This is a genomic window from Nostoc sp. CMAA1605 (assembly GCF_021596505.1).
Taxonomy (GTDB): domain Bacteria; phylum Cyanobacteriota; class Cyanobacteriia; order Cyanobacteriales; family Nostocaceae; genus Trichormus.
This window is the reverse complement of record NZ_PJIZ01000025.1, coordinates 17,707-43,746: the sequence shown is the minus strand read 5'-3', so window position 1 is coordinate 43,746 and position 26,040 is coordinate 17,707. Positions and strand designations below refer to the sequence as shown.

25 protein-coding genes and 2 pseudogenes are annotated in these 26,040 nt (G+C 40.9%); 9 read left to right on the top strand and 18 right to left on the bottom strand.

Translation table 11 applies throughout. The features are described from left to right. The first annotated feature begins 61 nt into the window (after nucleotides 1–61). Complete coding sequence (locus CV014_RS11515; RefSeq protein WP_236142156.1) at nucleotides 62–1,393, top strand: aromatic ring-hydroxylating dioxygenase subunit alpha; 1,332 nt, start codon at nucleotides 62–64, stop codon at nucleotides 1,391–1,393. Between the two features lie 134 nt (nucleotides 1,394–1,527). Here the strand turns inward: CV014_RS11515 and CV014_RS11510 are convergent, their stop codons facing one another. From CV014_RS11510 to CV014_RS11490, 5 genes are all read right to left on the bottom strand, one after another. Next, on the bottom strand, nucleotides 1,528–2,205 hold the full coding sequence (locus CV014_RS11510) for a J domain-containing protein (RefSeq protein ID WP_236142155.1): 678 nt from the start codon (nucleotides 2,203–2,205) through the stop codon (nucleotides 1,528–1,530). Nucleotides 2,206–2,297: 92 nt separating this feature from the next. Next, nucleotides 2,298–2,459, bottom strand: a complete 162-nt coding sequence (locus tag CV014_RS11505) for a hypothetical protein (RefSeq protein ID WP_236142154.1) — start codon at nucleotides 2,457–2,459, stop codon at nucleotides 2,298–2,300. Beyond that, entirely contained in the window at nucleotides 2,443–3,036 is a 594-nt protein-coding gene (locus CV014_RS11500; protein WP_103136278.1) for an ATP-dependent Clp protease proteolytic subunit, read from the bottom strand. Before CV014_RS11500 ends, CV014_RS11505 begins: the two co-directional genes overlap by 17 nt. 206 nt (nucleotides 3,037–3,242) lie before the next feature. Beyond that, nucleotides 3,243–3,905 carry an ATP-dependent Clp protease proteolytic subunit gene (locus tag CV014_RS11495; RefSeq protein WP_236142153.1) on the bottom strand — a complete coding sequence of 221 codons (663 nt, stop codon included), beginning with the start codon at nucleotides 3,903–3,905 and terminating at the stop codon, nucleotides 3,243–3,245. Nucleotides 3,906–3,944: 39 nt separating this feature from the next. Further along, nucleotides 3,945–4,634 (bottom strand): ATP-dependent Clp protease proteolytic subunit, encoded by a 690-nt coding sequence (locus tag CV014_RS11490; RefSeq protein ID WP_236142152.1) that lies wholly within the window; start codon nucleotides 4,632–4,634, stop codon nucleotides 3,945–3,947. 356 nt (nucleotides 4,635–4,990) lie between these two features. On the opposite strand from CV014_RS11490, the gene CV014_RS11485 reads away from it, so the two are divergent. The 4 genes and pseudogenes from CV014_RS11485 to CV014_RS11470 all read left to right on the top strand — a co-directional run bounded on the left by CV014_RS11485 (nucleotide 4,991) and on the right by CV014_RS11470 (nucleotide 9,492). Beyond that, the gene (locus CV014_RS11485) at nucleotides 4,991–6,247 is read left to right on the top strand and encodes a vWA domain-containing protein (RefSeq protein ID WP_236142151.1); all 1,257 of its coding nucleotides are present in this window, start codon (nucleotides 4,991–4,993) and stop codon (nucleotides 6,245–6,247) included. Beyond that, on the top strand, nucleotides 6,244–7,527 hold the full coding sequence (locus tag CV014_RS11480) for a vWA domain-containing protein (protein WP_236142150.1): 1,284 nt from the start codon (nucleotides 6,244–6,246) through the stop codon (nucleotides 7,525–7,527). The genes CV014_RS11485 and CV014_RS11480 overlap by 4 nt, the downstream gene beginning before the upstream one ends. A 101-nt stretch (nucleotides 7,528–7,628) precedes the next feature. Then, nucleotides 7,629–8,006: pseudogene (gene gloA2 / locus CV014_RS11475) on the top strand (SMU1112c/YaeR family gloxylase I-like metalloprotein); the annotation flags it as partial. 196 nt (nucleotides 8,007–8,202) lie between these two features. Continuing rightward, nucleotides 8,203–9,492, top strand: a pseudogene (locus CV014_RS11470) (RNA-guided endonuclease InsQ/TnpB family protein). Nucleotides 9,493–9,755: 263 nt separating this feature from the next. Here the strand turns inward: CV014_RS11470 and CV014_RS11465 are convergent. The 7 genes from CV014_RS11465 to psb34 all read right to left on the bottom strand — a co-directional run bounded on the left by CV014_RS11465 (nucleotide 9,756) and on the right by psb34 (nucleotide 16,929). Further along, the gene (locus tag CV014_RS11465; RefSeq protein ID WP_236142149.1) at nucleotides 9,756–10,334 is read right to left on the bottom strand and encodes a nucleotide exchange factor GrpE; all 579 of its coding nucleotides are present in this window, start codon (nucleotides 10,332–10,334) and stop codon (nucleotides 9,756–9,758) included. After that, entirely contained in the window at nucleotides 10,327–10,938 is a 612-nt protein-coding gene (locus CV014_RS11460) for a molecular chaperone DnaJ (protein WP_236142148.1), read from the bottom strand. Before CV014_RS11460 ends, CV014_RS11465 begins: the two co-directional genes overlap by 8 nt. Nucleotides 10,939–10,961: 23 nt before the next feature. Beyond that, complete coding sequence (locus tag CV014_RS11455) at nucleotides 10,962–13,709, bottom strand: tetratricopeptide repeat protein (protein ID WP_236142147.1); 2,748 nt, start codon at nucleotides 13,707–13,709, stop codon at nucleotides 10,962–10,964. After that, complete coding sequence (locus CV014_RS11450) at nucleotides 13,691–14,173, bottom strand: LysM peptidoglycan-binding domain-containing protein (protein WP_236142146.1); 483 nt, start codon at nucleotides 14,171–14,173, stop codon at nucleotides 13,691–13,693. The genes CV014_RS11455 and CV014_RS11450 overlap by 19 nt, the downstream gene beginning before the upstream one ends. Then, nucleotides 14,170–15,282: an Hsp70 family protein gene (locus tag CV014_RS29990; protein WP_329608375.1), complete on the bottom strand. Its 1,113-nt coding sequence runs from the start codon at nucleotides 15,280–15,282 to the stop codon at nucleotides 14,170–14,172. The genes CV014_RS11450 and CV014_RS29990 overlap by 4 nt, the downstream gene beginning before the upstream one ends. After that, nucleotides 15,282–16,379: an Hsp70 family protein gene (locus tag CV014_RS29985; protein ID WP_268964636.1), complete on the bottom strand. Its 1,098-nt coding sequence runs from the start codon at nucleotides 16,377–16,379 to the stop codon at nucleotides 15,282–15,284. The genes CV014_RS29990 and CV014_RS29985 overlap by 1 nt, the downstream gene beginning before the upstream one ends. A gap of 379 nt (nucleotides 16,380–16,758) precedes the next feature. Next, nucleotides 16,759–16,929, bottom strand: a complete 171-nt coding sequence (gene psb34 / locus CV014_RS11440) for a photosystem II assembly protein Psb34 (protein ID WP_236142145.1) — start codon at nucleotides 16,927–16,929, stop codon at nucleotides 16,759–16,761. 154 nt (nucleotides 16,930–17,083) lie between these two features. On the opposite strand from psb34, the gene CV014_RS11435 reads away from it, so the two are divergent. Continuing rightward, a complete protein-coding gene (locus tag CV014_RS11435) occupies nucleotides 17,084–17,293 on the top strand; it encodes a hypothetical protein (RefSeq protein ID WP_236142144.1) in 210 nt (69 codons plus the stop codon). A 23-nt stretch (nucleotides 17,294–17,316) separates the two neighbouring features. Continuing rightward, the gene (locus CV014_RS11430) at nucleotides 17,317–18,099 is read left to right on the top strand and encodes an ABC transporter permease (RefSeq protein WP_103136266.1); all 783 of its coding nucleotides are present in this window, start codon (nucleotides 17,317–17,319) and stop codon (nucleotides 18,097–18,099) included. Nucleotides 18,100–18,309: 210 nt separating this feature from the next. On the opposite strand, the gene CV014_RS11425 is transcribed toward CV014_RS11430, so the two are convergent. Then, complete coding sequence (locus CV014_RS11425) at nucleotides 18,310–18,618, bottom strand: chromosome segregation ATPase (protein WP_236142143.1); 309 nt, start codon at nucleotides 18,616–18,618, stop codon at nucleotides 18,310–18,312. Nucleotides 18,619–19,193: 575 nt separating this feature from the next. Here CV014_RS11425 and CV014_RS11420 point away from each other — a divergent pair. Both CV014_RS11420 and CV014_RS11415 read left to right on the top strand, forming a co-directional pair. Beyond that, nucleotides 19,194–19,466 carry a hypothetical protein gene (locus CV014_RS11420; protein ID WP_236142142.1) on the top strand — a complete coding sequence of 91 codons (273 nt, stop codon included), beginning with the start codon at nucleotides 19,194–19,196 and terminating at the stop codon, nucleotides 19,464–19,466. 139 nt (nucleotides 19,467–19,605) lie between these two features. After that, on the top strand, nucleotides 19,606–19,878 hold the full coding sequence (locus tag CV014_RS11415; protein ID WP_236142141.1) for a hypothetical protein: 273 nt from the start codon (nucleotides 19,606–19,608) through the stop codon (nucleotides 19,876–19,878). A gap of 26 nt (nucleotides 19,879–19,904) precedes the next feature. On the opposite strand, the gene CV014_RS11410 is transcribed toward CV014_RS11415, so the two are convergent. The 5 genes from CV014_RS11410 to CV014_RS11390 form a co-directional block, all read right to left on the bottom strand. After that, nucleotides 19,905–21,194, bottom strand: coding sequence for a dihydroorotase (locus CV014_RS11410; RefSeq protein ID WP_236142140.1), 1,290 nt, complete (start codon nucleotides 21,192–21,194; stop codon nucleotides 19,905–19,907). A gap of 48 nt (nucleotides 21,195–21,242) precedes the next feature. Beyond that, the gene (locus tag CV014_RS11405; RefSeq protein ID WP_236142139.1) at nucleotides 21,243–22,595 is read right to left on the bottom strand and encodes a histidine phosphatase family protein; all 1,353 of its coding nucleotides are present in this window, start codon (nucleotides 22,593–22,595) and stop codon (nucleotides 21,243–21,245) included. A 114-nt stretch (nucleotides 22,596–22,709) separates the two neighbouring features. Further along, entirely contained in the window at nucleotides 22,710–23,036 is a 327-nt protein-coding gene (gene cutA, locus CV014_RS11400) for a divalent-cation tolerance protein CutA (protein ID WP_236142138.1), read from the bottom strand. 100 nt (nucleotides 23,037–23,136) lie between these two features. After that, nucleotides 23,137–25,122 (bottom strand): HAMP domain-containing sensor histidine kinase, encoded by a 1,986-nt coding sequence (locus CV014_RS11395; protein WP_236142137.1) that lies wholly within the window; start codon nucleotides 25,120–25,122, stop codon nucleotides 23,137–23,139. Nucleotides 25,123–25,137: 15 nt separating this feature from the next. Next, complete coding sequence (locus CV014_RS11390) at nucleotides 25,138–26,013, bottom strand: substrate-binding domain-containing protein (protein WP_236142136.1); 876 nt, start codon at nucleotides 26,011–26,013, stop codon at nucleotides 25,138–25,140. Nucleotides 26,014–26,040 lie beyond the last annotated feature (27 nt).

Genomic DNA, 26,040 nt, shown 5'->3' with positions numbered 1-26,040 from the left:
ACGTTTCTTTTTAATGGTTGTTATATACACCTTTGCACAATTTGTTTAATTCCTGCGAAAAATGCCATCAGAATTCAATTTTTTTCAGCATTGGTACCCTGTATCACCTATTGAAGATATAGATCCCCAAATACCCACCCCTGTGATGATTTTGGGGTTGCGTTTGGTGATTTGGAAGCCTAAATCTTCCGATACCTACCGAGTATTTTTAGATCAATGTCCCCATCGCCTCGCACCTTTGAGTGAGGGACGGGTTGATGACAAAACAGGAAATTTGATGTGTAGTTACCACGGCTGGCAATTTGATGCTGAAGGCGTTTGTACTCACATTCCCCAAGCAGAGAATCCAGAAATTGTGGTGAAAAACCGAGATAATTTTTGTGTGCAAGCCTTGCCAGTTCGACAAGTAAATGATTTACTTTGGGTCTGGCCAGATATTAATTCCCCAGAATTAGCTGAGAAAACACCTTTACCTTTATCTCCTCAAATAGATGCTAGTCAAGGCTTTGTTTGGAGTTCGTTTGTACGGGATTTAGCCTATGATTGGCAAACTCTTGTAGAAAATGTTGCCGATCCTAGTCATGTACCATTTGCTCATCACGGGGTGCAAGGGAATCGCGACCAAGCCACACCTATTCCTCTGGAAATTTTGCAGTCTACACCTGAATTAATTGAAGCCTTTATGAATAGAGGCATGAAAAGCACAATTACCTTTGAGCCGCCTTGTCGTTTGGAGTATGCGATGAGCTTTGGCAATGAAGGAAAACAAGTAGGATTGATTACTTATTGTATTCCTGTATCTCCAGGTAAATCTCGTATTGTGGCTCAGTTTAGCCGTAATTTTGCTAAGGGTTTATATCGGTTGACACCTCGGTGGTGGGATCACCTCTACAACCGAAACCCTGTTTTAGATGGAGATATGATTTTGCTATGTCAACAAGAACAAATTCTCCAGCAAAAACAATCACAGGAAAGCTGGAAAACGGCGTACCGAATGCCCACAAGTGCAGACCGTTTAGTGATTGAGTTTCGCAAGTGGTTTGATAAGTATTGTCAGGGAAAATTACCTTGGCAAGAATTGGGCATCAATGTTGTTAACGACTCCACTATCAACTACGATCGCTCTCTAGTATTAGACCGTTACAAACAACATACCCAGCATTGTAGTAGTTGCCGTAATGCCCTGAAAAATCTCAAGCGATCGCAATTCTTTCTCATGGCATATTTTGCCACTGCCATTGCTGTTGCTGCCATCCTTCCCGATAGCCTCAGATTAAATTTAGGTTTACCCCTAGCAATTAGCGGACTATTAAGCCTTACTGTTTACGCCTGGTTAAAATTCAAGCTAATTCCGCAATTTTACTTTGTAGACTACATTCACGCGAAAAGGTAGGGATTGGGGATTGGGGATTGGGGATTGGGGATTGGGGATTGGGGATTGGGGATTGGGGATTGGGGATTGGGGATTGGGGACAAGGTAGCACGGAAAAAACTAATGACTAATGACTAATGACTATTGACTATTGACTAAAATATCTGCTCTAGTTTTTGGAAGTCGCGTTGCACTTCTTCCCATAAGGCTTTATTGTGGGGGTCTGTTTTCAAGGCTTTTTTGAGATAAACTCTTGCTTTGAGGAGTTGGTTTTCATTAATCAGGGCGCGTCCCCAAATTTGATAGGCGATCGCTTGCCATTGACGAACTTCTGCGTCTTTGGGTAAACGTGCGGCTAAGGCTTCAGCTAAGGCGATCGCTTGGGGAAATCGTCTTTCTTTTAAAAATCGTTGTAGTTGTTCGTATGTCTTCCACTTTAGCCTTTGTTCTATTTCCGCAATGTTGGGTGGTTGGGTGGTTGGCGGTTTTTCTGTTGTAGCGGTGGCTGTAGTGGTTGTTTCCGTTGTAGTGGTTTTGGTTTCTGTGCGTGGAGATGGATTAGTAGGGGGTGATGATGCGCCCACATTAGACGATGAGCTACGTCCCACGGTAGGCGATCGCTTTGTTTTTATGGGTGTCTCTTCTGGGGGAACGACAGTCAATAAATATCTATATGCCTCAGTTAAGGCAATAAATTTATCTTTCGCTTTCTTATCACCAGGATTAATATCTGGGTGATATTGCTGCGCCAATCGTCGGTAAGAGGTTTTAATGTCGGAAAAAGAGGCCCCCGACCTTAAACCCAATAAACGGTAGCAATCTCCGAGATCCATTTTGATCTGCATAAGTAGTGAATATCCAGCTATCAGCTACTAGCCGCCAACTGAAAGTTTTAATAATAATGAATAATCTTATAATTTATAGTTCATAATTGACAGATTTTGTTATGTCTTGGGAAATTGGGAATGGGGCATTGGGAATTGGGAATGGGGCATTGGCACAAAAATCTACCTTGTCCACCTTGTCCACCTTGTCCTGATTCCCGATTCCCAATTCCCGATTGCTCAATTCTACACGCGCTCGTCAATAACGCGATCGATTAGACCATATTCTTTGGCTTCTTGAGCAGACATGAAAAAGTCCCGATCCATGTCTTTTTCAATTTTGGCTAAAGCTTGACCGGTGTTGTCAGCATAAATTTGGTTTAGCTGATGACGAATTCTGACAATTTCCGCCGCTTCAATTTGGATATCGGTTGCTTGTCCGCGAGTCCCGCCGGAAGGTTGATGAATCATGATGCGGGAGTGGGGTAAAGCCAAGCGTTTACCTTTTGAACCAGCCGCTAAGAGGAAAGAACCCATAGAAGCTGCTAACCCAACGCAAATCGTCACCACTTCGGATTTAATGTACTGCATTGTGTCATAGATTGCCAAGCCAGCAGTTACAGATCCACCAGGAGAATTGATATACAAATAAATTGGCTTTGTCTGATCATCAGAATCTAAATAGAGTAAGTAAGCGACGATCGCATTAGCTATACCATCATCTACCTCTTCTGTCAAGAAAATAATGCGTTCCCGAAATAGACGATCTTCGAGATCAATCCATTGCTCATAATTGCCGCCGGGAAGGCGATACGGAACTTTGGGAATACCAATAGGCATAGGAAAATTTGATTTGAGACTATAAGATAAAAAATTGTCGAAGTCAGAATTTGACTAATTTAGGGAGTTTAACTAAGTGGTATGGGGCATAGGGCATAGGGCATGGGGCATTGGACATCAATCCAAAATTCTCTGCCCTGATACCCCTACACCCTGACACTCAGTCTTCCCAGAAAGTCTTTTGGGGTTAGCCTAACGGATTTAGATCACGCTGGAGTGGGTTTTGGTAGTTGTTTGGTACTTTCCAGCACGCGGTCAATTAATCCGTATTCTTTGGCTTGTTGGGGAGTCATGTAAAAAATACGCTCACTATCTTTAGCAATTTTTTCCTTTGACTGCCCTGTGTTTTGGGAGAAAATGTCAAAAACTAAGGCTCTTTTTTGCAACACTTCTTCCGCATTCACTTGAATGTCTGTCGCTTGACCACGAGTTGCGCTGCGGAATTGGGTAAGAGCAATACTTGTGTGGGGTAGGCTGACTCGTTTCCCTTTCGCTCCCGATGATAAAATCAAGGCTGCCATGCCGACTGCTTGACCGAGACAGATGGTGACAATTTCTGACTTGATGTATTGCATGGTGTCATAAATTGCTAGACAAGCTTTGATCGACTCCATTCCCGCCATTTCATTGCTCATACCAGCCATGACAGGATCACCCAAGGAATTGATGTAGAAGTAGATTGGTTTACCTTGATCCTCTGAGTCAAGATACAGCATGAAGGAAATGAGGAAATTTGCCAGGTCGGTAGTCAGTGGCTGGTTCAAGAAGAGAATCCGTTCTTGAGCCATACGAGTATAAATATTGACCCATTGCCAGGAGGTACTACCAGGAATGTTATAAGGCACCCGAAGTGCTGCATCAACAGGCATAGAAATAATGAGAGGGGGTGAGGGATGATTGTAAGCAATTTAAGCCATCATGGGTAAGGGCTTGGGTAGGTCTTTCATGCTGTCTAAAACGCGGTCTATCAGTCCATATTCCTTGGCTTGTGGTGGGGTCAGATAGAACATCCGTTCCGTGTCTTTGGCAATTTTTTCAGGGGTTTGACCAGTATTTTTAGAGAAAATATCCAAAATAGCGGCTTTATTGGCTAACACTTCCTTGGCGTAGATTTGAATATCCGTGGCTTGACCGCGTGTACCGCTTCGGGGTTGGTTGAGTACGATAGTGGCATGAGGTAAACTAGCTCGGAAGCCTTTAGTACCGGATGCTAAAATCAGTGCGGCTGTGCCGATTGCTTGACCGATGCAAATTGTATGCACAGGTGTCTTGATATAGTTGATGGTATCGCAAATGGCAAAGGCTTCTGTTTCGTAGCCGATCGCATCCCCTGTGTACCAAGATGTCCCCGTGGAGTTGATGTAGAAAAATATCGGTTTATCTGGGTTATCAAATTTCAAATAGAGTAACTGGGCAATAATCAGCTTGGTGACATCCACACCCATTTGACGCTTATACTCATCTGGGGATACCAGAGGCATTCCCAAATAAACTATGCGTTCTTTGAGGAGTAGGGAGGGTAAATCTGGTGGTGGTGTGCGGTAGAGGTTGTCTCCGTAGTAAGAGGCTTGCACAGCCTTAATGGGGGATCTTTCCATAGCAGGTGATAGCCTGAAATTATGCCGTTAACTGTATTACATCCTAGCGTGACGCTAGCTATCTGCAAGTGCGGTTTTCTCGCTCATCGCCACTATAGCTTGGCATCTGCCAATAATTGGCTTCTAAGATATTCTGAATATATTATCTGAAAAATATTAATAGATTGCTTTGATTAAGTTTTCCGTAGGACTATTGTAGCGATTTGAAGTTATTCAAGAATATGTAATGAGTTAGGGGTATGGGGGTATAGGGGTATAGGGGGATAGGGGATGAAATTTCCGATACCCTTACACCCCTACACCCTTACACCCTTACCCCCCCTCTTTTTAGTTAAATATCCTTGGAAGTTTGGGTCATGAAAGTTAATTTACAGCCTGTTCTCAATGATGCTAATCTGGACGCGAACCAAGCTAGTTCTCAGCGTCAGTTGGCAATTTCGGTTTCAGCTGGTGCAGAACCACAAGACCGTACTGTTCCCTTAAATTTATGCTTAATTCTCGACCATAGTGGCTCGATGAATGGAAGACCGCTAGAAACGGTCAAAAAAGCAGCAAATCAATTAGTAGACAGACTTAAACCGGGCGATCGCCTGAGTGTGGTAGCCTTTGATCATCGAGCTAAGGTCTTAATTCCTAATCAAGCGATTGAAGACCCAGAAAAAATCAAAAAACAAATCAACCGTCTGGCGGCGGATGGCGGTACAGCTATCGATGAAGGTTTGCGGTTGGGGATTGAGGAATTAGCTAAAGGTAAAAAAGAAACAGTTTCCCAGGCGTTTTTGTTGACTGATGGCGAAAATGAACACGGTGATAACAATCGCTGTTTAAAATTTGCTCAGTTGGCAGCTGGCTTCAATTTGACTTTAAATACACTCGGATTTGGTGATAACTGGAATCAAGATATTTTAGAAAGAATCGCTGATGCTGGTTTGGGGAGTTTATCTTATATTCAAAAACCAGAACAAGCTGTAGATGAATTTGGCCGTTTGTTTACTCGGATACAAACTGTAGCTTTAACTAATGCTTATTTATTATTTTCCCTCATGCCCAATGTGCGGTTAGCGGAACTCAAACCCATCGCCCAGGTTTCACCGGATACGATTGAGTTACCTTTACAGCCAGAAAGTGATGGCCGCTTTGCTGTCCGCTTGGGTGATTTGATGAAGGATGTAGAAAGGGTGATTTTGGCAAATATTTATCTGGGACAGTTACCAGAAGGTAGACAGCCAATTGTGAATGTACAGGTACGCTACGATAATCCTTCTCAAGATCAAACTGGGTTATTTACACCCAACACCCCCGTTTATGCCAATGTTGTGAGGGTCTATCAACCAGAACCGAATCCACAGGTGCAGCAATCGATTTTAGCTTTGGCGAAATATCGTCAAACCCAGTTAGCAGAAGCCAAATTACAGCAAGGCGATCGCGTCGGTGCAGCTACTATGTTACAAACGGCGGCGAAAACTGCTCTGCAAATGGGTGATACTGGTGCGGCGACAGTTTTGCAAACCTCAGCCACTCAATTGCAAGCAGGACAAGATTTATCAGAAAGCGATCGCAAGAAAACCAGAATCGTCTCGAAAACTGTCTTGCAAGATACCCCGATTAAATGAAAGTCAAATTGCTCTCAGCCTTAAGTGATCACAATCTTGATGCGGCTCAACTTACTAGTCAGCGTCAATTGGCAATTTCCATTTCTGCGATCGCTGATCAATTCGAGCATAATTTACCTTTGAATTTATGCTTAATTTTGGATCAAAGTGGTTCGATGCACGGTCAGCCGTTGAAAACCGTGATTCAGGCTGTAGAGCGAGTATTAGATAGACTAGAACCTCGCGATCGCATTTCTGTTGTCGCTTTTGCGGGTTCTGCTGTGGTCATTATCCCTAACCAACCAGTCCTTGACCCCAAAACCATCAAATCTCAAATTAACCAAAAATTAGCCGCTAGTGGTGGTACTTCCATTGCTGAGGGGTTACAACTGGGAATTACAGAGTTGATGAAGGGGACAAAAGGTTCTGTTTCCCAAGCTTTTCTGCTTACCGATGGTCACGGGGAAAGCAGCCTGAAAATTTGGAAGTGGGAATTTGGTCATGATGATGGTAAGCGGTGTTTAGAACTAGCAAAAAAAGCTGCCAAAATTAATCTCACTATCAATACATTAGGATTTGGCAACCACTGGAATCAAGATTTACTCGAAAAAATCGCTGATGCTGGTGGCGGGACTCTAACTCATATTGAGCGACCAGAACAAGCCACCCATCAATTCAATCGTCTATTTACACGGGTACAGTCGGTAGGATTAACCAATGCTTATTTGCAACTATCCTTACAACCCCATGTCAGGTTAGCAGAACTCAAACCCGTTGCCCAAGTGACACCAGATATTATTGAGTTACCTGTGGAAAAACTCAGTGATGGTACTTTGGCTGTGCGTCTGGGGGACTTGATGAAAGATGTAGAACGGGTAGTGTTAGCAAATTTGTACTTAGGAAAGTTACCACTAGGAGAACAGGTAATTGGCAATGTGCAGATTCGCTATGATGACCCAGCTATGCAGCAAGAGGGTTTACTTTCACCCATTTGGCCTGTGTATGCCAATGTTTTAGCAGCTTATCAACCAGACTTCAATTCTCAAGTCCATCAGTGGATTTTAGCTGTGGCGAAATATCGCCAAACTCAGTTAGCTGAGACTAAATTACAACAAGGCGATCGCTCTGGTGCTGCTACTATGTTACAAACTGCGGCGAAAACTGCTTTACAAATTGGCGACAAAAACGCCGCTACAGTTTTACAGACTTCTGCTACCCGTCTGCAATCAGGTCAAGAACTCTCAGATGCAGACCTGAAGAAAACTCGCATTGCGGCTAAGACTATTTTACAAAGTTCTTAATCAGTGGTGGAAGACTAAATTCTCTATGAATTTGTATTAAATACAATAGGCTGTTTGTATAAATATTTTTTGTTTCGCGCAGAGGCGTAAATAAGGATGATATGAAAATTAGTGGTATTCATCACATAGCAATTATTTGTTCTGACTATGAACGCTCGAAAAATTTTTATGTAGATGTTCTAGGTTTTGAGATTATTCATGAGACATTTCGCGCTGAGAGGAATTCTTATAAGTTAGATTTACGTATTAACGAAAATACTCAAATTGAGTTATTTTCCTTTCCTTCTCCTCCGCAACGAGTCAGTAATCCTGAAGCTTGTGGTTTAAGACATTTAGCTTTCGCGGTGGAGAATATAGAAGAGGCTGTTGCTTACTTAAAATCTCATGGTTTAGAGGTAGAAAATATCAGAGTTGATGAAATTACTGGTAGAAAATTTACTTTCTTTCAAGACCCAGACAAGTTACCTTTAGAAATTTATCTAACTTGCTGTGAAGACCCCAAGTGGAACGAAGTGGAACTTGGGGATGAAAGGCATCTTATAGCGAGACATCCCTTGAATGACTTCTTGCAAAGCAAGAACAGTGAGAGGGATAGTTGAGCATTTAACAATTTTAGGGATTGTACTATTCCCTAAAATACTATAAAATACCATGAGGTCGATAAGGTAAAAAACAATGATTGTTTTCGAGTTCAAAGCTAAAGGCACTTTGCGACAATATCAACAGATAGATGAAGCATTGCGGATTACTAAATTCATCCGTAATAAGTGCTTACGGTTTTGGATGGACAATCGTGGTGTTAAACCTTACGACTTGAATAAATACACTGCTGTTATAGCTAACGAGTTTGATTTTGCTGATAAATTAAATTCCTCAGCAAGACAGGCAGCAGCAGAAAGAACAGCTTTTGCTATCAAGAGATTTTTCGATAATTGCAAAGCTAAAATTGCAGGTAAAAAGGGATATCCAAAGTTTCAACAAGATAATCGCTCAGTTGAATATAAGCTGAGTGGATGGAAACTCTCAGATGACCGCAAGTACATTAAATTCACAGACAAATGTAATATTGGTCAACTGAAGTTAATAGGGACTAGGGATTTACATTTTTACCAAATTAAACAAATCAAGCGAGTCAGAATAGTTAAGCGTTCAGATGGCTACTACGTCCAATTTTGCGTAGACGCAGAACGCAATATAGATACTCAACCAACAGGTAAAACCATAGGTTTAGATGTTGGTTTGAATCACTTCTACACTGATTCCCTTGGTAATACGGTAGAGAACCCTAGATATTTACGCAAGTCAGAGAAGGCTTTAAAAAGACTTCAAAAACAAGTTAGTCGCAAAAAGAAAGGGTCTAATAACCGCAAAAAAGCTATTAACCGTCTTGGTAGAAAACACTTGAAAGTTTCGCGTCAGCGTAAAGATAACGCAATTAAGCAAGCGTTATGCGTGATCAAGTCTAACGACCTTGTGGCGTATGAAAAACTGCAAGTGAAAAACATGGTTAAGAATAGTAAACTTGCAAAATCAATTAGTGATGTTTCATGGTCACTGTTCACCCAATGGCTAGAATACTTTGGGAAAATATATAGCGTTTCTCAATCTAGTGAGGTACATTTTTAAAGCTGCTTGTTTTGATATAGAGGGTTTAAGTGTACTTCGGTTGCCTGGGAAACGCTATATGGTCGAGTTGTTATACCTGTTGACCCAAAATTCACTAGTCAAAACTGCTCATCCTGTGGTGAAGTCGTGAAAAAATCTCTATCTGTTCGCACTCATATTTGTAAGTGTGGGTCTATATTAGATAGGGATTTGAACGCCAGTATTAACATTTTGAACAAGGCACTGAAACAAACTAATTTAGACATGAGTACCGTCGGGCGGACGGAAACTTTTAACGCTTGTGGAGAAATGACCCTCTACCCAGATTTGGCAACAAGTCTAGGCAAGGTTGCTCAGTGAAACAAGAATCCCCTTATGTAGCGTTCGCGCAAGCGTCTCGTAGAGAAGCGAAATGCGGGGAGCGTCAAGAATCTTAATCATTAAATGTTTGTAGTGAGAACTTTAGTTCTCTCTTCTCTACGATAGGCTGCGCCCTAAGCGTAGCTATGCCGTAAGCTTTACGAGACGCTCCGCGAACAGAAAAGGACTAAAGTCCTTACTACGAACTGAATCGTAGTATTTTTACATTATTGGAAATATTTTGTTTTTTCTAGTTGTTCTAATTACTCTGATTTAGATGTAATGATTTCTGTAGGACGTAAAACTTTTTCCCCTATCATAAAGCCTTGACGGACGATTTTAGTGATTGTTTGTTCTTCTACATCGTTTCTAATTTCTCTATCTACTACCCGACATAAATTAAAATCGGGTTGGTTTGTTTGTAATTCTATGGGTACGACTTGACGTTTACTTAATACGCTGAGAAATTTACGATGAACTGCGCCTACAGACCTGGGTAGGCGATGAAAAATTTCTGGACTGGGTTCGGGATTATTTTCTAGGTAGTTTAGTAAAGATTCAAGTGCGTCGGTAACTTCTAAAAGTTCTAAAAATAAATCTTCGCTATTAGCTGTAGCTTTGGTTTGTTGTTCTCTTAATGATTGCTGGAGGACGATATTTTGCTTTTGTAAGTTGCTAAATTCTTGAATTAGCAAGTCGCGTTGTTCTTGAGTGAGAAGATAACGGTTTTGGCTGAGGGAGATGACATCTGGGGAAGATGAGGAAATTTCTGGTTTTTCTCCCAGCAGTTTGGTTTTTAGCCAGTTGGTAAGCTGGAAATAAATTGATGGTTGATTAGACACGAGACATCCCTGATAACATTGGTAAGGTTTTATCTGCCCAAGTTTTGACTTGGGGGTGAGAATGATTGACTAACATCTGACAAAGGGCGATCGCTCTTGGTAACTGTCCGCCCATCTGATAAGCTCTAATTAGCCACATTTGGGCTTGAATGTAAGTTTGGCTATTATGCTCTTGAGAGTGATGGCAATAGTCTTCTAAGTATTTGATGGCTTTAGGATAACGTCCTTCTTGACAAGCTGTCACACCCTCGTTGAATAATTCCAATGACGGTAGGTTGAGGGGTTCTCGTTCGCGATTTTCTTCTTGGTTAGCTTGGGCGATCGCTTGTTCTAAGCCGTCAAATTCTGGCAAAATTGCTAAGGTGGGGGCTGACTCTGCCAAGGCTGATAAGTCACTATATTTGAAACGTCTAATGGGTGGCAATATAGGACGTAAATAATCAGCCATGATTCTTTCTTCTGGCTTCATTAAGCTTTTTTGCGCTTTTGCAATCACATCTACAGGATATTGCTTGCGCTTCATCGCTTCTGCTACGGCTTTGGTAATTTCCGCTTTTGATGCTGCTGGCGATACCCCCAAAATGTCATAAGGATTTTTTTCCATTTCTCACCTTGATTGAAATAGATTTAAATAATATTGAGTCGGCGGTAAATTTCTTGATATTCAGGATCATCGGGACACAGTTCGTAACACCAGCGACATAATTGATACACTACATTACTAGACAAAGTGTTATTTTTTACTCCATTCATCGCAGTAATCATAAAATAGTCAGCAACGTACAAACGAACCGCATCGTATTCTGAATATTTAGCACGGTAGACAGCTTCGTCAGAGCGATCGCATTGGATGAGATAATTAATATCTCCGATTTCTTGGCTAACTATATAAATATCTTGCACCTTGGGATGATCAGGACACAGTTCATAAGCCCATCTTCCTAACTCAGCAATACTCCCAAATCCCAAATTCCGGCTTTTAAATCCATCAATTAATATATCAATATAGTATTCTGCTAATCTAGCTTTAACCTTGGGTTGACCATTTTGTTGAGCATAATTAACTGCACCTGCAAAATCATTTTTTTCTAATAGCTCTTGAATTTTATCTAGTGCGATAAAATCTTCTATTACCTGAATTAAATCTAAGACAATGGGGTTTTCTGCGTCGATAAGTTTGATTTTTTCTAGTTTTTGGAGGGCTTTCTGATTAGATATTTGTTTATTTCTGAGTTCTTCTCTAATTTGTTCGGCTTGATATTCTGCTAAATAGGCTCTAGAATTGGGGCTGTCTAAGGTATCATACCAAGATTGGGCAAACTCTAAATGTTCTTGTAACTCTACAATATTTTTACGTTGTACAATACAAAGTCTATCGACTTCTTGTTGCCATTCTAAATTGTCAGCAATTTCTGATTTCGCTTGCTTTAAATTACTCATAGCTTCACGCCATTGCTGTTGTTGTAAGTAATGACAGCCTTCATAGTAAGCGACGAATTTATGAGCAAATTTTTCTAAATCATCCTTGAATTTAGTTGTCGGTTTTAATTTTACTGCTCTGGGAATATCCCCAGCTATACAAGCGGCTACTGCTAAACCCCAATTTGTGTATAAGCTATGCAATATTTTTTGATGAGGTTCTATTTGTTGTATAGATGCCGTTTGAGCTAGAGAAGTATAATTTTGATAACAACCAGGAGTGACAAATACATCATTGATTTTGACTCCCTTGATTGCTGGTTGTCTCATTAATTCTAAGGCGATGGATTCTAACCTCCAATAGTCACGAAATTTTAGATAACTATTGATATCTTTGTCTTTGTAGGTATCGATTGTTGTTTCTAGTAAGTGTTTTAGTTGATGAAAAACCAAGACGAAATCAACGGATTTATTGCCTAGCCACGGAATATCTTGGAGAACTGTATCTTGAGTTAAATTTGCTAAACCCGTAGATAAAGAAATAATTAAATCTATTAATTTATTGTCATCTTTTTGAGCATGATAGTAGTTAGATACTGCCCAATTATGTAATGTAGTAATATTCGGATTTTCTAACCAATCTTTTGCGGTTTGCTCAGTAACAATTTGCCAATCTGCACTTTGCCAAGTGGCTGCTGCTAATCGGGGTTGGATATGTTGGGTGAGGTTGGTTTCTACTAAGGGATATGCACCAAATTTTTGCAAGAATTCTGTACTACTGTTTTTTGCTTGTTCGAGATTTTCGGCTGTAACTAATGCTTCGATATTTTGTAGGGAAGTCAGGCGTTGTCTGTGGCTGAGAATTTTGAGAATTTCTTGTTGCTGGATAATATTCGGACTGGATATTTTTTGCCATTCTCTATAGGCTAGCTGTAAATTTTCCTGTTGGGCGTAAGCAAATCCTCGGAGATAGGTAGCCTGTTCACCTGGTAAATCGTCTAAGTCAGAGAGTGCGCTTGACCAGTCTTGAGTTTTAATTTTTACTAGTGCTAGTCGAATCCGGCAGTTAGTGGTATCAGGTAAAAATGGTTGAGCATTTTCATAGTAAGAGATGGCTGAGGTAAAATCACCCATTTTCTCTGCGGCTAAACCTTGACGAAAAAGTTCTCTACCTTGGAGGATTGATTGTAGTTTTTGCAGTAACTCTTGTCCATCATTGCGGGGAAATTTAGCTAAGGCTGATTCTAAAAGCGCGATCGCACTACGTAGTTTTCCTGCCTTTTCCCCTTGTTCCACTGTTTGCAGGCTGTTTTCATAGGCTTGTTCTTGAATCACTTGGGCGGTAGCGTTAGCAAGGGCTTTGGTGATATCTGCTGTCGCATATAGTTGTTGAGCTTGAGTATAAATGGCGACTGCATTTTTAAAATAGCGGTCTTCCGCCTGGGCTTGGGCTTTTATGTATAAGTCTTGAAACTGTCGGCGTTTTTTTAGTTCCTGCTGACATTGCTGAATAGTTTGCAATATACCTGCATCGTGAACAATTTTGCTACAGCGTTGATAAAAGTTGATGGCGTTGGCGAAGGCTTGTGTTTCCCAAGGATCACCGATATCTTGTTGAAGTAAATTTTTGGCTTGGGCTGCTAATTTATCGGCTGTTGCTACTTGTTGGCGACATTCTTGTAATTGCTGATTCAGGCTACTTAATAAATTACCCAAGAGTAAGCGACAAATCCAACGTTCCCAAAAATTAGGATTCCTCGACCAATAGCTGAGGGTGGTTTCAGCGATGGTGATGGCTTCCCGTAGGTGCTTTTTTTGGGTAAGTTGTCCGATTTTTTGGTTAGCTGCTTTGGTTTGGCCTGCTTGTCGCCAAGCGTCAATAATTCCTATCCCGAAAATATTTCTGGTGAATTGATTTAAGCCTTGCAAAAAGCCCATTACATCCCCTCCTGACACTGAGGAATTTTCAGCACCTCGCCCACATCTATATAGTTTTCTCGTCCTTGCAGTTGGGGATTGGCTTTTAGCATGATTTGCCAAGTTGCTTGCTGTCCGCAGAATTTTTGGGCGATCGCACTTAAATTATCTCCCCGTTGTACTTTATATGTTTTGGGTTCTGGCGGTTTGGGGGGAATCACCGCGACTGGTGCAACTTTTGTTGTCTGTGTGGGAGTCGGATCAGCAACAACTGCTGTATTTAGTTGTGGTAGTGAAAGTCTCCAAAAGATAGCTACCGCCAAACCTAGCCCGATGAGGATTAATATCAACAGAACAATGTTAAATGGTCTGGCTGATGGGGTGGGGGCTGGTGGTAATTCTTGCAGCATCCGAATTACCCGCAAATCTGTATCACAATTAGGACAAGTATCACCTGTAACATCTTGGTAGCTGCACACAGGACAGTTAAGCTTTAAGGTCATCGCGTTATCCCTGTGGCGATAGTATTACTGGGTAATTCTTGATTTAACCAGCGTTCGACATCAGGTAGTAATTCTTGCCATAAACGTTCTGCTTCTTGGCTATTCCCTCTTTCTAACTCGTCAAGTAACCGAAATAGTTTGTCAGACATCGCACTGGCTTGGGTGGGTGCGACTTGCTTGGCTTGGCGGATAGCCATCAAAGCAATTTGAATCAGTTGCACTTCATCAGGGAGGGTTTTGAGTTCCCGTCTCGCATCTTCACTGTAAGATTCCATGCGGGATAGGTCATAGGCGTTGATGGCGGTTCGTAAATCTTGGATGAGTTTTTGCAATCTTTCTTGTTGTGGTTCGGGAATGAGAAAAGGACAGACTTTCAGGATGCGATCGCATTCATTCATCTGGTATTCTGCTTCTAGAGATTCCCTAGACATCGAAACTTGTAGTTTTTGCAGACTGGCTTTAGCACGGGTACTTAAATCTGTACGTTCTGTCCCTGTGCGATAATCAAAAATTTGGTTAGCTGACTGTACTACGGGGACTGCTAATTTTAACGCTTCTTCTACACCAAGCTGAGTCAAATCTTGGCTGTTGAGGTCGGCAATTGTTGCTTCTAACTCTTGATAAATCTTCTCATCTGGTTTCCCACGGGAAAACGTACAACTGACTTTAACGGAAGGGTCATTTTTTAGGGTTGCAGTCATCGTCAAATCACTATTTTTCTCATCCAATTCTAAATTGACGAGAATTTCCGTACCCTTGGGATAAGCCGCATCTAAACCCAACCACATATCCCCAATACTTTCTTTCTTATCCACCCCGTCTAATTCCTGTTTTACCTCGTTAGAGTTAAGAAATTTAAAATGAATTAGCCGTTGTCCATCGGCCATAGTTTTGAAGGTGTGGGATGTTTTCACTGGTAGAATTTCGTTGCGCTTAATTACCTTATAATCGTCGTCTACCAACCTGATATAGTAGTCGCGGGATACCGTTGTAACTTTATCAGTTTGTCCAGACGCAACGATCGCTGCACCCTCTGCAACTGCATACATAGGGCGAGGATGCACAACTACTTTCTGGCTGCCAAAAGCCTCTTTAACTTTGCGTTGCACTAGGGAATTTGGGAAGAACCACCAACTAATAGCACTATATCCACCATTTCCAGGTGATATTCCGCATCTTGTAAAGCGAGGCGACAAATTTCTACTGAACGGTCTACCAGAGGACTAATCATCCCCTCAAATTGCTCCCGTGTGATGTCTACTTCAATGGGGATAGCAATTCCTAATTCATCTAAAAGTTGCGTTGCGGGGCTAATGGTGACTTTCGCTGCACTGCTTAACTCCACTTTGGCGCGTTCGACGGCGATTTTCAAATCAGCGTTAAATCTCAGCCGTTGATAGTATGGCATTTTAGCAATTAAGCCATCGATATCAGCAATTTTTTCTTCCTCAGCCACTCTGGTTTTAACAAAGTTAACCAATCGAGTATCAATGTCATCCCCACCTAACCATAAATCTCCAGCTTTCCCCTGTTCAATAAAAGAAGTACCGGCGGCTGTAATCAAAGAAGCGTCAAATGTCCCGCCACCAAAGTCATACACCAAAATCGTTTTCACATCTTCGCTATCTGGTGCAAAGCCATAGGAGATAGCCGCAGCCGTCGGTTCTGGTAGTAGTTCTAAGGGGGTGAGTCCTGCTTTTAAGGCGGCGGTGCGGGTTGCGTAGCGTTGTTGGTCATTGAAGTAAGCCGGAACGGTAATTACAGCTTGGTCAACGACTTCTTCTTTACCAATTCCTTGGCGATAGGCTTGGGCGTTGCGTGCCACTTTTTTGAGAATTTCGGCGGAAATATCTTCTGGGCTGTATTCTTTTCCTCCCAGCCAAACCGCAATGCTATTATCAGTCCCCTGACTGGGTGCGGTAATTTTATAACCAACTTTTGATTGCTGTTCCTTGACGGCTGAATCATTAAAACCCCTACCCATCAACCGCTTAATCGAGATAATCACGTTTTCTGGGTCAGCCCGCAACTGATTGTATGCTGCATCTCCCACTAATAATTTATCTTGGTCAGAAGCTACGAGCGATCGCGTCAGTTTTCTATCTGGCGGTGTATTATCATTAGCTGCCACCACTTCTACTTCCGCTAACTTAAAAGCACCTACAGAATTAGTCGTCCCTAAATCAATACCTATTGCCTTACCCATAGTTGACTCAAGACTTTTTGTATAAATTATTAATTTTTTCTAAGCATTTACACGAACAACACGCACAGAAGTTATGACTTTTCTAACTGCTTAGATATCACTAAATCCCCATTATACAAAATATATTGTAGAAAACCACAGCAACTACACGGTCAAGTAGTCCTAAGCATGAGCAGGGCGAAAGATACAACTTATACTAGTTCAAAGCTAAAAATACTTTACGAAGTCTGGCTACAAAAATCTATAATTTTGCTTTTAACTTTTAACTTGATTTCACCCCCACACCCTCACACCCAAAACAAAAAACCCCAGCTTGACGACTGGGGTGATTAGGAGAAGTCCGAATGACGATGAGAAACTTTAACCGAGTTTAAAAATTTTAGCTCACACCTAAAGCAACTAACACTAAAGTGGCAACGAGCAATGTAGCGTATGCGGCTTGTAGGGAGTAGCGACGTTGCTGTTCTTGGTTGGGATAGGTAGCGTAATAGATTTCAGGTTCTTTTGCGTAGTTGTTAAGGATGCCTTCTTCGTTAATGGTGGTATACATATGTTTTTCTCTGTTTATTAACTTATGTAAATAAATTTAACAACTTTGTTACAAATTGTCAACCTGACTTGACAAAAAAAGGCTGATAGATTTAATAACAGTCTCTTATGGGATTGGGGACAAGGTAGAAGTAATAAGTAATGAGTAATAAGTAATGAGTATTGACTCAGCACCGACTAAACGCCGCGCTACCGCTAACAGCACTCACCACGGGCTAAACGCCCCGCTTCCGCTAACAGCACTCACTACTCAGCACTCACTACTCAACACTCAACACTCAGCACCGGCTAAACGCCGCGCTACCGCTAACACTACTCAGCACTCACTACTCAGCACTCACCACTCAGCACTCCTGTTAAGATGACATCAGGCGACTGACTTGAGAACATGGGAAAATATTGGAAAGTCCTTAGACTGTTTTGGAGTGCTGCGATCGCAGCTGAATTAGAATATCGAATTAACTTCTTAATTGCTACCCTCAGCAGCTTGGGTAATTTAGCGGGAAGTCTCTTTGGATTGTTTTTGTTTTACCGCACTGGCTATACTTTTGCTGGCTGGTCGTGGGAAGCAGCTTTGGTAGTTTTGGGAATTTTTACTTTACTGCAAGGCTTTTCGGCTATTTTCCTCGCACCTAATCTTAACCGCATCGTCCGCCATGTCCAAGAAGGGACTCTAGACTTTGTTCTCCTCAAACCTATTCGGTCTCAGTTTTGGCTTTCCACCTATACTATTTCCCCCTGGGGAGTTCCAGACTTAATTTTTGGCAGCATAATTATTGCTTATGCAGGTCAACGCCTGGGGTTGAAGGTAGAAAACTATTTTCTTAGCCTCTTACCCCTATTTTGTGGCTTGCTGATTCTTTATAGTCTCTGGTTTATGTTGGGGGCGACTAGTATTTGGTTTGTAAAAATTTATAACGTTACCGAAGTATTACGCGGTTTAGTGGAAGCAGGCAGATATCCCATGATAGCCTACCCTGCAACCTATCGATTTTTCTTCACCTTTATAGTACCAGTAGCATTTTTAACTACTATTCCCGCAGAAATTCTGTTAGGACGAGTGCAAGTTAATTGGTTGATAGGTACAGCCTTATTGTCGGTAGCTTTATTTTGGATATCTACGTACTTCTGGCGGTTTGCATTGCGGTTCTATACCAGTGCATCTAGTTAGGAAATGAGTGCTGAGTGCTGAGTGCTGAGTAGTGAGTGCTGAATGCTGAGTCAATAGTCATTACTCATTACTCATTACTCATTACTCATTACTCATTACTCATTACTCATTACTTATTACTTATTACTCATTACTCATTACTTATTACTTATTACTCATTACTCATTACTTCTACCTTATCCCTAATCCCCAATCCCCAATCCCCAATCCCTAAACCACCATTCGCGTAACTTGTTCTGGAGTCAGTGGTTTACGCTGGAGGCTTTGAAAATGATCAATTTTTTGCAGTTGAGAATTGGCAGTATTAAAGTTACTTAAATTTAGCAAGACTATATCTTCATAAACAGCATCTTGCGGAATTTTTATATCTAAAATCAGTTCCTGAAGATTATTTTGCTTGATGGCAAGATTAAGATACTTCAAAAATGATTCTCGTTTTTTGGAACGAACATTAAGTAAGTACCAATTACTATTAATAGGTGCTGGAGATGATGATTCTACAGGTGATGATGGTGGCATATTGGCAGCTTTACAGATATAAAGTATTTGGTACTATCAAATTTTTTCAGAGATTTTTTAGTTTAGCAAGGAAATAATTTTTGTTCAACAATTTTAATTGACAATTTTGAATTCTTGTTATATTTGGCATCCCCAAGATATATGTCATAATTTTTGAGTAATTATAGCCAAGTTATGGGGGCAGCTTTTTTCATGTGATACCATTTCACGAAAAACCTGATACAGATATAAACCCTGAAAGTTTTGCTGCATCTAATTTTTTTAATTGCGTTAGCGTAGCGGGACGTTAGTCCATTGCGAATTGCGAATTGCGAATTGTGAATTGGTATGATACTTAGATCAAATTAAAATAAATCATAAAAAAGTGATTTATCACTCAGATTTCTGTGGGCTAGGAACACAAAATCATTAGCAGGGAATACTATTGTGTTTCCTGATGATTCCAGTTTTGACTTGCTGTAGGAGTTCCAGAAATTAAACTATCCAAATTGGATAGTGTAGATTGTTCTTTGGTAGTTCCTCAAATGGCTGGTATCTCAATTTTGTGGTCTTAGTTGAAATGTTGATGGTTGTAGATGAACATAGGAATAATTGAGCCTTACAGTAACGGATTTATAGAAGTTTTACCAGAGGGTGAAGGTAGCGACTATTGGTATATTGCAGCTATCCATATTGATGGACAAGCCTACTGTCCTACTCCTCAGCTTTATCGTTCAGAAAAAGTGGCATTGAAAAAAGCGGCTAAAATTTACGATTGGATAGTTGACAATGAAACAGAAATCAATCAGGAAACTTGCTATTGTTCTACATTAAAACTGGTTATCTGGCGACAACCCAAAGCATCTTAATTAGAATAGACGAGGAATATATCTTTGAATATATTCCTATATGGATAGATTTCATTACTAGAACTTCAGCAATTAGATACTAGAACAAAGAGTTATTAGAATGTTTTAATATATGAGATAACTATGATGATGTAAAGTCATGGAAAATACATTAATTGATAAAACCTTTCGTGATAGTGATGGCAATATTGTCATTGCTCAAATGCCTAATCTACCGCTTATTGTTTGGGTAGTAACTAGTTTACTCGCTCTAGTTCTCACCAACGGCAAAATCAATACCATGTTAGAAGTAGTGGCGAATGGCTCCTTATTTACTTGGGCGTGGATGGAATTATTTCAAGGCGTTAATTATTTTCGCAGAACACTAGGTTTTGTTGTATTGATTGCTCTGATTGCATCAAAAGTTATGTAATGAAAATTTGATGAAAAACTGAATCACTAACACCAAGTTTGTATAACTTGTCCGGTTAATTCTTTTCCTAAGCAGGGGGTATTGCTAGAAAGACTGTGCAGATTTTTGCTTTCTACTTGCCAAGTTTTTTGAGGGTCGAATAAAGTGAGTTCGGCTAGATGATGGGGAGTGATGGGATTAACCTTTGTGTGTAGACATTCGGCTGGTTTTGTACTCAAAGCTTGCCACAATTCTAAGGCTGTAAATTCGCCAGTTGTGACTAAATTTTGCCACAGCAAGGGTAATGCTAATTCTAAGCCAATTGCCCCTGGTGGTGCTTCAGCGAAGGCTTGGACTTTTTCTTCGTAGGTGTAGGGTGCGTGATCAACGGCGATCGCATCCACAATACCACTGCGTACTGCTTGGCGCAAAGCCTGTAAATCACTGGGATTACCCAACGGTGGATCTAAATGCAGGCTGGTGTGATAACTTTTCACTGCTTTGGTATCTAACAGCAAGTGCATCCAGGTAGTGCTGGCGGTGATGGGTAAACCTTGCGCTTTGGCGGCAGCAATTAATTCTACACTGCGAGCTGTAGAGACGCGCATAATATGTATAGGTGTGCCGATGTTGGCTACTATCTCAATTAAAGACGCGATCGCACTGGTTTCAGCACTCACCGGAATAGGTGGTAAACCGAAGCGTAACGCATCTGCACCTTCTCGCATCACCCCATTAGATGTCAAATTGCGATCGCAAGGCCAAAAAGCTACGGGTTTTCCCAATGGCTGCACATATTCCAACAACCGCCTGACTAATCCTGAATTATTCAAGGGCAAACCATCAGTAAACCCTACAACCCCCGCCGCCGCTAAATCTGCTAACTCTGTAATTTGCCCTCCCGCCACATCTAGAGTAATTGCACCCCAAATATTTAAACGGGGAAGACACAAAGATGAGGAAGACAAGGAAGAAATTCCCCCTTCTCTTCCTATTTCCTTCTGCAACTGCGCCACCAATGCAGGGTGATCAATGGCTGGTGAAGTGTCGGGTAGAATGCTAACTCTAGTAAAACCACCAGCCGCAGCCGCTTGTAACAAAGATGACAGCGTTTCCCGTTCTTCAAACCCTGGTTCGCCAGAGTGACTATACAAATCTACTAACCCAGTTCCTAAAACCAATCCCCGACAATCTCGAATTTGAGTTTCGGGACTGATTTCAGTAATCTGTGTGGCGACTGCTTGGATTTCGCCATTCGTAATCAACACATCAGATACTTGGTCAGTTTGGGAAACAGGGTCAATCACCCTTACTTGTTGCAGAAGTTCAATGGTCATTTGAGCTATGTTTACGTGGGTTGGCTGTTACTTATATATTGTCATCACCTATAATGCCCCAGCTGCGGTTTTGTCCAGTACACCACCACTTAAATGAGAAGTAATGTTCATCGCTTGTAATACTGGTAAACCGTTCAGTCCAGCAGGGTAGTCAATAACACTAACAGCACCGTTACCTTGGCGGAAATTCCAGAAATTATCCGCCGGTAAACCGAGAATATGACACAGTAAGGTTTTATTAGTAGCGTCGTGAGCTACGATTAATCCAGTTTGGCGTTGATTGGCTAATGCAGATTCTACAATTGCTTGCCAAGTGGCTGTACTCCGTTCCCAGACTTGCTGTAAATTTTCGCCTTCTGGCATCTGCACGGTAGCCGGTGCTGTGCGCCAAAGATGCAATTCACCAGGGAATTCTTGATCTATTTCTACTTCTAATTTTCCTTCCCACAGTCCGTGACTGATTTCTCTTAAACCTGCTTGCAATTCTAAATTCACATCGGGGTGATGTTGCAAAATAATTTCGGCTGTTTCTTTGGGACGTGCCATAGTGCTGCTGACAGCAAAATCAATGGCGACATTTTGCAGAAATTCTCCGGCTTTTTGGGCTTGCTGTCTACCGTTGTCATTCAAAGGAACATCGATTTGTCCTTGAAATCTTGTTTCCCGATTCCATTGGGTTTCCCCGTGACGTACAAGTAACAATCTCACACCCTGATGATGAGGCCGCAAAGAAGGCAAAGTCTCACCCATGTGTTGCGTCTGGTTCATCGATTCTAGTTGTACTGGTTCGCCCAAACCCCCAGCAAAGTTTAAGACACTAATGCAGCAGTTGGATTGTTGCAGGGAATGGTAGCGACTAGGGTGAATACCCAAAGCCGTACTAATCAGGGCGCGATTAATGCCGTTATGCCCCACAATCAGAATAGTTTCACCTTGATGATGGGGTAAGACTTCTTGCCAAAACTGCCTTGCTTGTTCATACAAAGCCAGCACCGGAAAATGTTCTTGAGTTTCCCCAGCTTTGTTAACTAACATTTTCAGTTCGTCGGGGCGTTCATGCCAAATGCGATAATCTTCGGCAAACTGCTGTTCCACTTCAGTAGTCAGCATAGCCTCCCACAGAGGTAAATCAATTTCCAACAGTTGATCAGAAGTTTGCACAACGGCAGATTTACCCACATCAGAGGTTAATTCGCTGTGAATGATCTCTGTTGTTTGTTTAGCACGCTGGAGTGGACTGCAATAAATCGCATTAAAGGAAATATTACTGAGGGCTTTGCCTACTTTACTAGCATCACTGCGACCTTTTTCAGTTAACGTAGATACGTCAGTGCGTCCTTGAATCCGTCTTTCGATATTGTATGTGCTTTGGCCATGGCGCACGATGATGACACGGGTCATCTTTTTGCCCTCCTCTATCTAAAGGATTAATTTTACTGCATAGTGTAGGCAGCGTTATTGATTTTGGATTTTGGATTAGTCAATAGTCATTAGTCAGCACTCATTACTCAGCACTCAGCACTCCCCTTTTCCACAGGAGTTACTTTTTATCCATTCTGCATAGGGAGCATAGATATGTTCTAGTTTGAAGGCGTGAATGGCGGGGAGTTCGTAAGAATGGAGTTGTTTTATTGCTGCTTCAATTGCTTGGTAGTTTTCATCAGTAGTCTTAAAGAGTACGCGAAACTCTTTTTCATTCTGAACAGCGTTGTCCCAAACGTAAAAACTTTCAATCTCGGATATTTGAGCGCAGGCGGCTAATTTTTGTTCTACGAGAGTGCGCGCCATGCGTTGCGCCTCAATGAGATTACTAACAGTGGTGACAACAGCGATGTAATTCATGGGTGATGGAAAACACTAACTTGAGTTTCAGGAGCAGAGTCATTAAACAAATTTTACCTGTTTCTTTCCTCTAACCCATGCCCTATGCCCCATGCCCATATTACCGAATGGGAATGGCAATGAAAAACTCTGTTCCTTGTCCGGGTGCAGAAATACACTTTAGAGAACCGCCATGTTTTTCTGTGATAATTTGGTAACTAATCGATAAACCCATGCCAGTACCTTTACCAACGGGTTTAGTGGTAAAAAATGGGTCAAATAACTTTGATTGCACTTCTTCGGGAATGCCTGTACCATTATCCGCGATCGCAATCACAACATTGCTTCCTTCTTGACTGGATGTAATGCAAATTAGGGGTTCGGGACATAAACCTTGATCAAAAGCTTCTTCTAAAGCGTCGATAGCATTGGCTAAGATATTCATAAATACTTGGTTTAATTGCCCTGCAAAACACTGAATATCTGGTATGTCGTTATAGTGTTTCTCTATTTTAATCTCTGGACGTTTGCCTTGGGCTTTAATTCTGTGTTGTAAAATTAGCAAAGTGCTATCAATGCCTTGATGTAAATCTGCTGTTTTGAATTCTGCTTCATCTAAACGTGAAAAGATTCGCAAACTCAGGACAATTTCCCGGATGCGACTAGCCCCGATTTTCATAGAAGATAAAATTTTTGGCAAATCTTCTATTAAATATTCCATGTCTGCTTCTTGTTGAGCATTTTGAATTTCTGGTGCTGGATAAGGGTAATGCTTTTGATAAAGCTCCAGTAATGACAACAAATTCCGAGTATAATCTTCTGTATATTTGATGTTGCCGTAAATAAAATTTACTGGGTTGTTTATTTCGTGAGCAATACCTGCAACTAACTGTCCCAAAGATGACATTTTTTCCTGCTGGACTAGTTGTGACTGGGTAGTTTTCAGTTCTCTTAATGTCTCTTTGAGCGCAATATTTTTTTGCTGTAGTGCTTGCGTTCTCTCCTCTACTTTTTTCTCTAAAGTTTGGTTGTAAGCTTCTAATGTTTTGTTGTTTTCATATTGTTCTTCTAATAATATCTTGACTTGTTTAATTAACCGATTTAAAGAAATAGCTAAAATCCCAACTTCATCTTCAGTCATGATGGGGGCTTGAACATCAAAGTCGGATTCTTGAGTGACTTTTTGTGCAACTTGAGTCAAAGCTTGTAGAGGACGGGTAATTGTTCTAGCAATGAAAAACCCCACCATCGCTAAAATTCCACTCCCTAAGATATATAATATCCCGAAATGCTTCCATAGCCGCCATTTTGCCGTTTCTAGTGGTGCAATGGGATATAAAACTGTCACATTTAAAGATTGACTCACGCCGCTAAATTCAATACTTTTTGCTAAATATTTCTGCTTCTCAATTTCGATGCTAGTGACAGGTAAATTAGGACGAGGAAGTTCCCAAGGTTGACGCTTTGTAGGTACTAAAGTAGTAGCTACAACATAATTCGGTGTTTGGATGATTAGGTGTTTGGAAGAACCAGCAGCAATTTTCTGCACCAAGGTATCATCTACTTTTCTGCCAATAATCATACCTCCTAAGATTCCTGATGCTGATTTAATACTATTAGTTACCACTTGTAGGACTTGTTCCCCACTTTCCACATTGACTAAATCAATTAAATGCGCGCCTTTACTAACACTGTTAGCTATTGCTTGATCAATTAATTTACTACCATACAGAGAACTACTGCGTAAATCTATGAGAATCTGACCTTGAGCATCAATAACTTTAATTAAGTCTAATTTCAACACAGATTTTAAGGGTATTAAAATCTGCATCAAGAGGATTTGGTCTTGCTTTTCCAAGGCTTGAGTCAGCATACCCCGATTAGTAATTAGCTCAATTTGCGTTTCTAATGCTTCTTGTTCATATTGCAAATCTTGCTCAACCCGCTTGCTAAAAACTGCAATATCTTGACGCGTATTATTTTCTAAACTATCTGCAAACCAGTCTCCTAACACAAATAACCCAAATAAAAAGACACTGAGACAAATGGTAAGTAGGGGAATGACAATTTTTTGGCTCAGACTCAGCCGCCGGAAAAATCTCTGCATGGTAAAGTATTCAAATTATTTAGCGGGAACGAAGCCATTTTTCTCTAATATTTTACTACCTTCCTGACTGAAGACAAAATCAATAAAACCTTGAGTAGATGGAGATGGTTTTTTGCTCCAAATTATTTCTATATGGCGTACCATTTGATATTTTCCATTGGTGAAGTTTTCTATCTTGGGAGAAATACTATTAAGACTTAAACGATTCACTGGTAATTGATTAATTACAGAAGTTGCTAATGAAAAAGCACCAATGGTATAGGGTGTGCTTTGTAGGGTGTCAATTAATTCTCCTTCTTTGTTTAAAATTACGGCTTTAGTGGTGGTCTTTTCTTTGCCTAAATAATATTTGCGTAATAGTTTTTTGGCTGATTCATCTTCAGGTCTATCCAAAACTACAATTTTGGCATTGGGGCCACCTAATTCTTGCCAATTGGTGATTTCACCCCGATAAATGGCTTGCAGTTGTTGAGTTGTGAGGTTAGTAACACCTTTAACACTGCTGTGAGTCGCAACTAGTAATAAATCTGTGGCTAATTCACGGGATTGAATTTGGCCGTTATTTTCTTCCGGCTTGAGTTTGTGACTACTACCAACAATATCGATAATGTTACTTTTAAGAGATGCGATCGCCCCTTCAGATTGACTATTAGTAGTAAAATCTACCTTTACTTGGGGATTTTTGGCTTGATATTCTTTAGCCAAGAGTTTTAAAACTGTTGTGGTTGAACTAGAACCACCTATTTTGATGATATTTTGTGCTTGAGAATCTGTTGCTTGAGGCTTCTGCTCCAAAGTTGCAATATCAGATTCACTGAATTGAATTCCTATACAACCATACAGACCTAGTAATGTACAACTGATAATGAGGGAGTGAATGAGATTTTTCATAAGAGTCAGTTAATATCCCCAGAAAAC